Below are 10,611 nucleotides of genomic sequence, written 5' to 3' on the forward strand. Positions count from 1 at the left end.
TTTCCCTTATGCAGCGCGCGCTGCTGGCGTTGGCGCCGGAGTTTCGGTCTTCCCAAGCGTATCGAGGCGCGTCATCGTGCCATTCACGATGGCCTTGTTGCCGCCGTCCACTGGCGCCTTGTCTTCGTAAGAGCGAGCCTCATCGACGAGGTAGATGCCGTTCGTGACCATCTTCGACAGGAATTCTGCCCGCGCCGTGCTGTCGCCGCGCAAGAGTTCTTCCATGTTGAATTTCACCTTCATGGTCTTCCTGGTCTTTGCGTCCAGCAAGTCACGATAAATTGCCGCTTCGATGCGCTTGAGCATCGGCCGCATGCAAGTTTTGGTGAATTGGAGGATCAGCTGCTCGATGCCGCTGCCCCAGGTCGTGGTGCCATTTGCCGCGTGACCAATCATCACGGGAGGAACGCCGAAAATGCGGCAGATCTGCTCGACGCTGTACTGCCTCGCCTCAAGGAATTGAGCATCCTTTGGGTTGATCGACATCGGGTACGGCTTGAAGCCAGCCTCCAATACCGTCACCCCACCAGCCTTCTCGGCACCGGCGAATTGCGTCAGCGTGTCGGATATCTGCTTGCGCTGCTCAGGCTTCAGGATCTGATCCGAGCTAACGATGAGCGAAGAAAGCAGGCCGTTCTTGAACATGCGACCGGCGACCTTCTCGCCTGCCAATGCACTCCCGACCGTATTGCGCACCACGCCGATCGGCGACATGCCGCGATCACAGCCAGGCAAACGGACGCCGCGGACGTGAAACATCTTGCCTTCTGGCACTCGGCGCTTTTTGCCGTCTTCCGTCACCTCGTAGTAGCGCGTGTTCCGCCCATCTTTGGAGCGACACACATCCACGTTCAAAGGGTGAAGCGGATTAAGTGCAACGAGGCGCTCGCCGTTCATCTTCTTTTCGGCGAAGAAATTGCCGTCGAGCAGCAGGCACATCGCCGCCATCGACCAGAACTCTGGCGCAGTGTCGTCCATGTTCGGCATGTCGTGCAGAAGCTCGTATAGCGGAGCGTTCTTGTCGACAGTCACGCCGTCCTCGCCGTAAACGATGCAAGGAAGGGTACCGGCCGCGTTCTGCACGAGGTTGACGCATGCCCAAACGGCATCAAGCGAAAGAGCGCTCTCAATCGTGACTGTCTCCCCGGACGTGGTGCCAAGGCCAAAGAAGCCTCGCCAGAACTCGCCATCGGTGAGCTTGATAGGCCTTCCGACCCATCTCTCAAAAAAGCCCATCAGGCCTCACCACTAGGTTGCCCGTCACCAGGTGACAGAGATGATATTGTTGACGAAGTCGTCCAAGTCGCCGCTATCGCCGACCTCGTAGGTTCCGGCCATCGCCGTTGCCATTGCCAAGGCGACTGCGCCGTCGATGCGGCGTTCGCGGTTGTGTTTGACGAGCTTTCGATTGCCGGCAGGATCCGCTTTGATGGTGGCATTCATCATGCACATCGTCAGCACAGGATGATCGCCGTGGGCAAGGTTGCCGTTGAGGATGATGCTTTCGAGCTCGCGGAGAGCCGGCGACATCGACTGGAAGCCCTGCCCGAAAGGCTGGAATACTGCGTCGTCGCCCTCAAGCTGATCGTCGGTGAAGCCAGCCTTTTGCAGCCATGGCTTCAGATGTCGGAAGTTCCACCGGTCGAACGCAATCTTGCGGATGTCCATCTCTTCGAACTGGTCGCGCAAGTGATGCGCAACGAACTCGTAGTCGACGGTTTTGCCCGGAGCAGCTTCGAGGTGGCCGTCCTTGTGCCAGATGTCATACGGCACCCGGTCGGCCTTGGCTTTGGCTCGGATGCCGTCTCCCGGCAACCAGAACGTCGGCTTCACATGCCAGACGGTCATACCCTCCTGCTCTTTCGGCGCCATGAGCACCAGAGCAGTCAAGTCGCTCACCTCAGAAAGGTCGAGCCCACCAAACACAGGAAGACCAGCGAAGTCCACAACTCGAGCGTTACACGCTCGCCAAATAGCCGGAGACACAAACGGTGCATTGGCATCAATCCTTTGGTTGAGATGGAGCCAACGGAAGCTGGCCTCCTCAGTCGGCATACGTTCCGCGCGCTCAGCGTCATCGCGAACCGATGAAACGGACTTGAACTTGCCAAGCGCAGGGTTCGCGGCCTGCCACGCTTCCTCGTCGAGGACGTCGCAATCAGCCGGAGCCGTGTAAAGGTGCGAAACCGTTCGAGGTGCTTTTGATGTCTCGGCATCATCCAGCCATCGCGAAAATAGGTCGCCATCAGTCGCTGCCTGCGTCGAGATAGCGAAGATCATCGCTTTGTCGCCGTAGGCGCCTTGCGATGTCACGATCGCTTCGACGAAGTCGTCGTGCGGGCCTTTGATCTGGCCAACCTCGTCGAGGATGGCAACCAGCGGCGAACCACCGTGCGCGCTCTTGGCTTCCGCCGAACTGGCGCGGTAGACGACGTTCTTGCGCAAGCCGACAATCATCTTGCCGGACGGGACGATGCGATACAGCCCTTTCAGGCGCGGCGACATCATCAGCATCTTACTGGCGTAGTTGAAGACTTCCGCAGCCTGGTCGCGAGAACGAGCGCCCGACATGATGCGGCTGTTCGGAAACGCCTCAGGGCCAATCACGTGACCGAGCAAGAGGCAGGCGATGGTGGCCGTCTTGGAGTTCTTACGTGCGATCGAGAGGTATGCTCGCGACGTGCCGTTCGGGTTGTCATAGACTGACAGGATGAAGGCCACCTGGAAGTCCAGCAGCCTTATCGGCTGCCCGACGAGCGCGCCCTCTGGCACGACCAAATATTCTTCGATGAAGCGGCACATCTTCTCGCCGCGGGTGAGCTCCGACGTCGGCAGTCCGCGCCAGTCGCGCAGAACCGGGATCGGGCCGCACTTGATGGCGCCGACCACGGCCTCAGAAAGCATTCACAACCTCGATTAGGCTAGGAGTTCGTCATCCACGCTCGCGCCTGCCTCGATCTCCTTGGCTTGGTCTCGCCGCTTGGCCGCGTCCCTCGCCTCGCCTTGTACGGCGCGCGCATGCAGCGCCAGTGATCGGCGAAACGAAAGGATGGAAGAAGCGTGCATCTGGACCACGGATTTCCGTGGGTTGGCTACGGGCGTCCCTTTTTCAGTGACTGCGACCGATCCCTCAGTGCGAAGCAGGTCTTGCTCCCTCACTAGGTCTGCCATCGTGCGGGCAAGCATCGCGGCAATTTCAAGCTGGTGCGCCGACCAATCGGCGCGGGCATATTCGGCAATGACATTCTTGAAAAATGGGACGTCGCCGTCGTCGAGCGGCACGTTTTCAGGAAACTGGATATCCTCAGAAGCCGCAGAGGCAATCCTCACGGCCTCATCAACGCTGTCGACACGGCTTTTCTTCTCAGACATGCGGAATCCCCTCGCGCACGCGCGCTTGCGCACGCGCTAGGCAAAAATCTGTGTTTGCATTTGAATTGCGTTACCCCGGCGGTCCTTGGGCGGGCGTCGGTCGACTTTGCGACCACCCCCTACCCACCGACCTCCACCGGATATCCATCCACACCAATCACCACAGCCTGCTGCCCTCGCTCGATGCGAGCCTTCAGCTTGTCATGGCATGGAGCGCACAACGATTGCAGGTTGTTCGGGTCGTAGAACAAAGCTTCGTCGCCCTTATGTGGCTTGATGTGGTCGCACGTAGTTGCCTCGGTGACATCCTCGACAGCCAGGCAGAACCGGCATAGCGGCTCGGCAGCAAGCTGCGCCTCACGTAAGCGCTGCCATCGTGCCGTCTTGTACATGCGACGGTAGAGCGCGGCTTCCGCTGAGCGGCCGTAGGGTTTGGGCATTGGTGTTGCCTTGATTTCCTTAGAATAGGAATCCGGACTGCTTTGATACTGAGACGATCTCAGCCTTGACGACGGTATAGTCACGGCGCGTCAACTTCACGTGCGCAGTGACCTGATTATTATCGTCCTTCTCGAAGACAGCTTCTTGCAAAATCGCCATCTCATCTTGTTTGACTAATGCATCTCTGACAGAAGCAAAGTACTTCTCTCCGCTCTCAGCATCCTCCAGACGAAAACGGAAACCGTACTTAGGTGTGGAATCTACGCCTAGTACCTTGAACGTGCCGACGTACTCCTCCTCATCATCTTCCGCTTTCGCAGCTTTTACGATGCTGTCAGCAACTTCAGGCGGCACGATCCGCCCGCCAATTTTAGCCTTGTCGCTTCGAGCCGCAGCTTTCATCATGCTGACGCGGCTCTTGTCCACCGCGTCGTTTATTTCCGCAATGACTGGTACCTTTTGCTGAGCCTGTGAAATAAGCTTCCATCGATCAAGGTCGACCTGGCTTGCGAACTTCTGTGCCTCCAAGAGGTCGCGCTGCTTCCCTGCCTCCGTCGCCTCCGTCGCCGCTTTGGATCGATGCTCCAACCAGGCTCTCCAAGCAGATGTACCCGCCCAAAGCAGCAACGCAGAAAGCGCGATTATCAGTATGTACTCGGGGGGCAAGATTCCCACCATCTCTCCAACAAAGTGCTTTGCTATTTCTGTTAAGTCGATCTCGAGACCGGTCGAGCCAGGATAAACGTACGTTTGAATCTCGTATGCATCTCTCTCTTCCTGAGAGATGTTGTGCAAACTGCTTTTCTGCTCAATTGCAAGCAGCTTAGTCCTCAAGATTGCATCTTGCAAATCGAGAAGCGCTCGCATCATCGGCGGCGTCAGCACCGCCTCTTTGTCACCTATCCAGAATTTAGCGCTGAATTTGGCCCAATCACCGACCTCTAGGTCGCCCTGCCGACGAGATATTCCTTTTTCAAGAACCGCCTGAAGGGTATTCCAAGCGGCTGCCTCAGTTCGAACGGAAACAGTATTTGCTTGTCGCGCCACCAAACCACCCCTTTGTGATTGAGTGAGAGTGGCGAGAAAATATTAAAAAAACAACCACGGCGTTAGTCGATTGCCGACTTATCCATCGCAGAAAACAAAAGCGGCCCGCTCAACCACTTAAGGGAACGGGCCGCATGAACCCACGCTGCGGAGGAGAACGCGCATGGGATTGGGAAGCAGGCCGCATTGTGCGGTTTGGTTATCAGGGCTTACGCGTCCACGGCCTGTCCTGCTGATTGGTTGCGGAGGTGAGATTTGAACTCACGGCCTCCAGCTTATGAGGCTGGCGAGCTACCGGGCTGCTCTACTCCACGTGATAGTTACCCGCTGCGTTCAGCGGCTGCACCGAATGCAGCATGACGGCGGGGCGGTCGTAACCGCAAAGGGGCGAAGGTATCTTTCGATACCCTCTCAACCCTCGGGGATTTCAATGCGCGTGGCGGTCCCTATGCTGCGCGGTTACGAAAACGAGCTAGCGCTAACTCTGCTAGTCGTTCCTCTCGTTTATCGATCTCCTGCCATTTCACGCTGATGGTGCCGATTGCCATTCCCACCAATGCGCGACCAGCTACAGCTGGCTTGGCTCCCTCTCCTTTCGCTCGACCGATCTCAGAATAGCTTTGCCCTCCAAGAACGGCATCTTCGAACGGCTCGACCAAAGGCCCCATTGCGTATCGAAGTTCTGCCAAGATCGGTTTTGCATCGATGTGTTCGTTCAGAATTTCATCGGTGATCTTCACGTGCAGGCTTTCGGTTTTAATGACACTGCCTGATGCGGTGTTGTCATTGGCAGCAACAACCGTCCTACGTGGTGGTATGGCGTGCGACCCTTTGCTTTTTTTGACCTTGGTCGAGACCTTGATCTCTCCGTCTGGCACGTCCTTCCAGTCCGACGCTGCTGCCCTGTCAATGTCCGCTTCTGGTGTGAGGCGTTTAGTTTCCCTGACCACCTCGCCGCCGTCGGCCTTGCTGTAGTCCAACCCTTTCAACGGCTCAGCCTCACAGAGCGCTACAAGCCGGCGATATCGAAGGACGACAGCTACAAGATCCTCCCGCTCATCGCGGCGAAGTGCCTCAAGCAACGGAAAGTCCTCGCCGCGGCTCTGAACACAAGAGGGATCACCAATCGACTGTCGCTTCACAATCACCCTCCGAACCTTCGCCATTTTCCTCGCCTCATCCGCCGCCTTGGTTTTTGCCCTATGCCTATCTGCGGCACGCTCTTCTGCGCTTGGTAGAGCCCTAGGTGCGTCTCTGGTCTTCTTCTCCTCGATTGGCTCCCACTTGCCATCTACTTTTCGGAAGCGTGTGTTCGTTCGGTATGGGTGCCGCTGGTCGCCGGTGAATGCTACCCTGCCAGTGGCGTCGATGATCTGGTCTTCTTGTTGGCTCATCAGACGATCCTCTTGCTGTAATCGGGAATTACTTTCACTTCTGGACCGATCGGCAGTTCTCTTATTGCCTCGCTGAGGGCTGTTGGCTCTTCGTCTTTCCCTTCGGCCATCCTCGCGCAGCACTCTCTGACGAACTCACGCTGTCGGCACGCTAGTATCCACGCTTGGTCTTTGTGTATGAAATCTTTGCCACCCACATACTCATGAAAATGACCGAGAACGCGTCCTTCCAGATTCAAGAACTGCTCTAGAATTGCGGTCCTAGCGACGTCGTATCGATCCTTGCGCCGCGAATTTTCCAGCCAGTCGAAAGCGCTACGAATGCTATCAATTGTCTTCTGGCGGTTTACGTATTGGTACGCCTCGATACGTACCGGAATTTCGCTCACATCTTCTTCTCTCATACAATCTCCCCTGTGGTGCTAACGCTTGGTAGGCGCCGATACTGCTGCTTGGTGTTGTCGTTATCAGCCAGCCATTCCTTGACCAACTCCACCGCCTTGCTGGCCGCTTCTGCCGTGGATGTGAACCGCACGACCTCGACCGGATGACCAAGTCGCGCCAGCGAAGCGTGGCGCTCGACCTGCGCCGGAGACAGCCGACCCTTGCCGACCTTGTTCTCGATCATCCGCAGTACGCCGCCCTTGAGATAAATCCGCAGATCGGCTTCACCTGGTGTCAGCCCGGTCGCGATAGCGTCTGCCTGTGCGCGTGGGCCGCGCTTGGCGCTGTTCATGTCGCCAGCCAGCAGGAACTGGCGGCCGTACTCCGGCAGCGACCGCAGAGCGCGCACCTGGGCCGCCTGCCCTTCGCTTTCCTTGATGGGGGCATCCTTGAGACTAACCTTGCCGGTCGCGCTTGTGCGGATGACGACGCGCTTGCCGTTGATGCGGGTGGTTTGGGTGGCGGCTTTTCCCATGGCTGTCTCCTCGTGTGGTGGCTCGCCAGTGGTGGTGGCGACACACATACTTTCCGAGAGAGGCGCGAAAACGGATAGTCGATTTGTGAAATATTTTTTGGCCAAAAGAAAAGACCGGCTGAACGCCGGTCGTTTTTTAGTGCTTGTCGTCGTCCCGGTTCGGGCACCGCTTCATGAACTTGTCGATTTTTGACCGGTCGCCTCGAAAGTGTTCGAGCACCTCCACTGCCACATGCAGGCTTACGGCATATTTCTGCTGTAGCTGCTCGACGGTGTATGGCTGCATTTCGTTCTCTGGCATCTGCATTCTCCTCATCTGCGAAATGCGGATGGGGTGATGTCGGTTCCGGGTTGTAGTGAATATCACCATCTGCCCGCCGCACGCTGCCCGAATAAATCATCTTGAGAACCGTGCGCGCGGCACACCGCCCTGCACGGTTGCACGTGTAGGGGTATATATAAATATATACCCTACTAAACGTGCACCAACCGGGCAGCGCTGTGCGGGTGTCTCCGCCCGTATGTGCACAGTTAGTGCACGGATAAAAATCCACTATCCGGGCGGTATTAGAAGTTGTTATCGGCAGAGAAGTAGGTTGTATTAGCGATACGAGATTTTACGAAATGTCCAACGCCTGGGGGAGTCATGGACGACAAACTTCTTTTCCAATATTCCAATGATAGGATCGACAGCCGGCAGATTGATGAGCTCATCGGGCTCGCTCGGGGTCTGGTGGCTGACGGGCAAATCAATCAAGCCGAGGTGGAGTTTCTTCAAAAATGGCTGGTGGCGAATGGAAGCGTCAGCGATCACCCGCTACTTTCTGTTCTTTACCGACGGGTGGATGAAATACTCCACGACGGCGTAGTCGACGAAGAGGAAAAATCCGAGCTTCTCGACACGCTCAACAGGTTTTCCAATCGAGATTTTGAGCTTGGCGAGACGCTCAAATCCACGACATTGCCACTCTGCTCGCCGGCTCCCACTCTGTCTTTCGATGGAATGAATTACTGCTTCACAGGCACGTTCAACTACGGCCAGCGAAAAGCGTGTGAAAGCGCCGTGACGGCAAAGGGGGCCTCTGCTGGATCGCTGACGCAGAAGACCAATTTCCTTGTTATCGGCGTCTATGCAACTGAGTCATGGAAACACTCTTCATTCGGCAACAAGATCTTGAAAGCGGCTGAAATGAGAGCCGATGGCAGACCAATCAGGATTGTGTCGGAAGATCATTGGGTAAGGCATATTTAAGTAGAAAGAATATCGTAGACATGAGAAAAAAGTTTTCGTGGTACTTCGACCATCTCGAAACCGATCACAAATTACTGTGGGATGAAGCTGTCTTATCGATAGACGCAAATGTCCTTTTGGATCTTTATAGATATCATAAAGATACAAGCGAGACCATTTTAACAGCTTTGGAATCATTCAAGGAAAGGGTCTGGCTTACTCATCAAGCGGCATCGGAGTTTATTAAAAACCGAAAGTCAGTAATAGTTGATGCATCAAATGCGATTGCCAAAAGCGCCAGCCACCTCACAGACATAAGGAAGGCGAATGAAAAGGCAAAACAGGATCTTATCAACCAGAGAGTTCTGTCTAGAACAATTATCGATGACTTCTATTCGGAGGTTGAGAGGGCAATCTCCGGTGCAAGCGCAAAAATCGAGGATGAGCGGTCTGCGTCTCCAGACCATCTCGATAATGACGAGATTTTAAAACGGATTCTAAAAATCTTTGATGGCCGCGTCGGGTCTCCCCCTAGTGACTTCGAAGGCGACAAAAAAGAAGCCCTGAGGCGCATAGATAAGCAGATTCCGCCTGGCTACATGGATAAAAAGAAGGATGACGATGGCGCCTTAGGGGATTATTTTGTCTGGCGGCAACTTCTGGAGTTCTCAAAGACCAAAGCCAAAGCCGTTATTTTCGTCACTTCAGACGCGAAAGAGGATTGGTGGGAAATAAAATCTGGCAAAACCCTTGGCCCAAGGCAGGAACTGTTAAAAGAAGCAACGACCGAAGCAAGTCATCCAGTTGCTATATATCAACTTGAGAATTTTCTACGACACCACAAGTCATCTTCCAACCAGCCTAATGGCAGCGAAAGCGCCATCAATGAGGTCATGGCTCTTGCAGAAGAGCGGTCCACGAATAAACGATTCCAGCTTGTTTTAAAAGAACAGCATGTGGTTCACGCCGACGATCGCGAGAATTACGGTGTCATAGAAGTAAACCTGTCAAGGCCGGCTCCGAACTTCACTGTCACTGGCCATCTGTCTCCTATTTTCAGATCATCCCCTCGTGTTAATATTGAACTCGCTGAAGCTCCGGATGGAGTCGATGGCGTGGATTGCTTCGTTAACACAGGCACAAAATTCGACTTCAATGTTCACGTGAAGTCTCAAAAGAAAAGACAACTTCTTCCTGCAGGACTATATATTTTTAGTTACGAGGCTTCTTGCTTCGATGAATAAAAAAGGCCGGTGCTATCCGCCCCGACCTTCCTGTCGCTCGTCGCTGCTGCCAGTACATCCGTGGTCAGTGCGAGCTGTCTGGCCACATAACTCTGTCCGGCGGGATTGGTTCCACAAGAATGAGTAGGTGAAGGCCAAAAAAATAAAGATAAGATTAAGACCTGTTTTACGGCCGGCAAAAGAGGGTAGCGTGACCGAAGCATCAATTTACAGTAAACGTTTTAATTGTCCGCACTGCGGAGCGTTTGCGGATCATGAATGGCGTTTTACATACGGCCGCCGTATGTGGCGAAATTCTAAGAACGTCCCTCCCGCACAATTGCTCGATGATAGTGTCCCATCCTACAGTAATGGCGTCATAATCGCTAATGGGCAAACGACTTCCGAGGTCGGCCTCCAAAACATGTTCACATCCCGATGTGAAAGCTGCGAACTTGTTACGATTTGGGTCGGCGACAAGCAGGTTTACCCGTTCACATCCACCGCACCGCGGATTAATCCAGATACTCCAAATCACATAGCTGCCGACTATCAAGAAGCAGCCAGCATCATGAATTCTTCTCCGCGTGGAGCGGCTGCGCTGCTTCGGTTGGCGATACAGAAATTGTGCGGTTACCTCGGTGAAGGAGGAAAAAACATCAACACGGATATATCTGCGTTGGTTAAAAAGGGACTAGATCAGCGCATCCAACAAGCGCTCGACGCTCTTCGTGTTATAGGAAATGAAGCGGTTCACCCGGGAACCATGGATCTCAATGACGACCCTAAAACGGTCGAGAGTCTGTTCAAGTTGTTCAATATTATCGTCGACCGGATGATATCAGAGCCCAAACACATAGCGTCCGTGTACGAACTTCTTCCTCCCGAAAAGATCGCTCAGATTGAAGCTCGGGACAAGACGAGAGAAACGTAAGCCTCCGGTGAAGGCCACAGGTCAGGCAGCTTGAGCGTTGACGGTCGGCG

12 protein-coding genes and 1 tRNA gene are annotated in these 10,611 nt (G+C 54.8%); 3 read left to right on the forward strand and 10 right to left on the reverse strand.

All coding sequences use genetic code 11. The features are described from left to right. Nucleotides 1–6: 6 nt before the first annotated feature. The 10 genes from AC5SEO_RS25880 to AC5SEO_RS25925 all read right to left on the reverse strand — a co-directional run bounded on the left by AC5SEO_RS25880 (nucleotide 7) and on the right by AC5SEO_RS25925 (nucleotide 7,474). Complete coding sequence (locus tag AC5SEO_RS25880) at nucleotides 7–1,236, reverse strand: phage portal protein (protein WP_112357374.1); 1,230 nt, start codon at nucleotides 1,234–1,236, stop codon at nucleotides 7–9. 24 nt (nucleotides 1,237–1,260) lie between these two features. After that, nucleotides 1,261–2,904 carry a terminase large subunit gene (locus AC5SEO_RS25885; protein ID WP_495364172.1) on the reverse strand — a complete coding sequence of 548 codons (1,644 nt, stop codon included), beginning with the start codon at nucleotides 2,902–2,904 and terminating at the stop codon, nucleotides 1,261–1,263. A gap of 12 nt (nucleotides 2,905–2,916) precedes the next feature. Further along, complete coding sequence (locus tag AC5SEO_RS25890) at nucleotides 2,917–3,372, reverse strand: hypothetical protein (RefSeq protein WP_019567259.1); 456 nt, start codon at nucleotides 3,370–3,372, stop codon at nucleotides 2,917–2,919. 119 nt (nucleotides 3,373–3,491) lie between these two features. After that, nucleotides 3,492–3,812: an HNH endonuclease gene (locus AC5SEO_RS25895; RefSeq protein ID WP_495364173.1), complete on the reverse strand. Its 321-nt coding sequence runs from the start codon at nucleotides 3,810–3,812 to the stop codon at nucleotides 3,492–3,494. A gap of 19 nt (nucleotides 3,813–3,831) precedes the next feature. Next, nucleotides 3,832–4,860 (reverse strand): hypothetical protein, encoded by a 1,029-nt coding sequence (locus AC5SEO_RS25900; RefSeq protein WP_162696850.1) that lies wholly within the window; start codon nucleotides 4,858–4,860, stop codon nucleotides 3,832–3,834. A gap of 237 nt (nucleotides 4,861–5,097) precedes the next feature. Beyond that, nucleotides 5,098–5,174: transfer RNA gene (locus AC5SEO_RS25905), tRNA-Met, on the reverse strand. 132 nt (nucleotides 5,175–5,306) lie between these two features. Beyond that, nucleotides 5,307–6,254 carry a hypothetical protein gene (locus AC5SEO_RS25910; protein WP_495364174.1) on the reverse strand — a complete coding sequence of 316 codons (948 nt, stop codon included), beginning with the start codon at nucleotides 6,252–6,254 and terminating at the stop codon, nucleotides 5,307–5,309. After that, nucleotides 6,254–6,658 carry a hypothetical protein gene (locus AC5SEO_RS25915; RefSeq protein WP_495364175.1) on the reverse strand — a complete coding sequence of 135 codons (405 nt, stop codon included), beginning with the start codon at nucleotides 6,656–6,658 and terminating at the stop codon, nucleotides 6,254–6,256. The genes AC5SEO_RS25910 and AC5SEO_RS25915 overlap by 1 nt, the downstream gene beginning before the upstream one ends. After that, nucleotides 6,655–7,173, reverse strand: coding sequence for a VRR-NUC domain-containing protein (locus tag AC5SEO_RS25920; RefSeq protein ID WP_495364176.1), 519 nt, complete (start codon nucleotides 7,171–7,173; stop codon nucleotides 6,655–6,657). Before AC5SEO_RS25920 ends, AC5SEO_RS25915 begins: the two co-directional genes overlap by 4 nt. A 136-nt stretch (nucleotides 7,174–7,309) precedes the next feature. Further along, nucleotides 7,310–7,474, reverse strand: coding sequence for a hypothetical protein (locus AC5SEO_RS25925; protein ID WP_495364177.1), 165 nt, complete (start codon nucleotides 7,472–7,474; stop codon nucleotides 7,310–7,312). Between the two features lie 345 nt (nucleotides 7,475–7,819). Between AC5SEO_RS25925 and AC5SEO_RS25930 the strand changes: the two genes are divergently transcribed. The 3 genes from AC5SEO_RS25930 (at nucleotide 7,820) to AC5SEO_RS25940 (ending at nucleotide 10,561) form a co-directional block, all read left to right on the forward strand. Then, nucleotides 7,820–8,425, forward strand: coding sequence for a BRCT domain-containing protein (locus AC5SEO_RS25930; RefSeq protein ID WP_495364178.1), 606 nt, complete (start codon nucleotides 7,820–7,822; stop codon nucleotides 8,423–8,425). A 20-nt stretch (nucleotides 8,426–8,445) separates the two neighbouring features. Then, complete coding sequence (locus tag AC5SEO_RS25935; protein WP_495364179.1) at nucleotides 8,446–9,648, forward strand: PIN domain-containing protein; 1,203 nt, start codon at nucleotides 8,446–8,448, stop codon at nucleotides 9,646–9,648. 190 nt (nucleotides 9,649–9,838) lie between these two features. After that, complete coding sequence (locus AC5SEO_RS25940; protein ID WP_495364180.1) at nucleotides 9,839–10,561, forward strand: DUF4145 domain-containing protein; 723 nt, start codon at nucleotides 9,839–9,841, stop codon at nucleotides 10,559–10,561. Nucleotides 10,562–10,611: the final 50 nt, after the last annotated feature.

Source organism: Agrobacterium sp. K11, assembly GCF_059429395.1.

Bases quoted from the DNA above. Each gene is read 5' to 3' on its own strand.
- AC5SEO_RS25880 (WP_112357374.1), bottom strand. From the start codon at position 1,236: ATGGGCTTTTTTGAGAGATGGGTCGGAAGGCCTATCAAGCTCACCGAT.
- AC5SEO_RS25890 (WP_019567259.1), bottom strand. From the start codon at position 3,372: ATGTCTGAGAAGAAAAGCCGTGTCGACAGCGTTGATGAGGCCGTGAGG.
- AC5SEO_RS25895 (WP_495364173.1), bottom strand. From the start codon at position 3,812: ATGCCCAAACCCTACGGCCGCTCAGCGGAAGCCGCGCTCTACCGTCGC.
- AC5SEO_RS25885 (WP_495364172.1), bottom strand. From the start codon at position 2,904: ATGCTTTCTGAGGCCGTGGTCGGCGCCATCAAGTGCGGCCCGATCCCG.
- AC5SEO_RS25915 (WP_495364175.1), bottom strand. From the start codon at position 6,658: ATGAGAGAAGAAGATGTGAGCGAAATTCCGGTACGTATCGAGGCGTAC.
- AC5SEO_RS25935 (WP_495364179.1), top strand. From the start codon at position 8,446: ATGAGAAAAAAGTTTTCGTGGTACTTCGACCATCTCGAAACCGATCAC.
- AC5SEO_RS25910 (WP_495364174.1), bottom strand. From the start codon at position 6,254: ATGAGCCAACAAGAAGACCAGATCATCGACGCCACTGGCAGGGTAGCA.
- AC5SEO_RS25925 (WP_495364177.1), bottom strand. From the start codon at position 7,474: ATGCCAGAGAACGAAATGCAGCCATACACCGTCGAGCAGCTACAGCAG.
- AC5SEO_RS25920 (WP_495364176.1), bottom strand. From the start codon at position 7,173: ATGGGAAAAGCCGCCACCCAAACCACCCGCATCAACGGCAAGCGCGTC.
- AC5SEO_RS25930 (WP_495364178.1), top strand. From the start codon at position 7,820: ATGGACGACAAACTTCTTTTCCAATATTCCAATGATAGGATCGACAGC.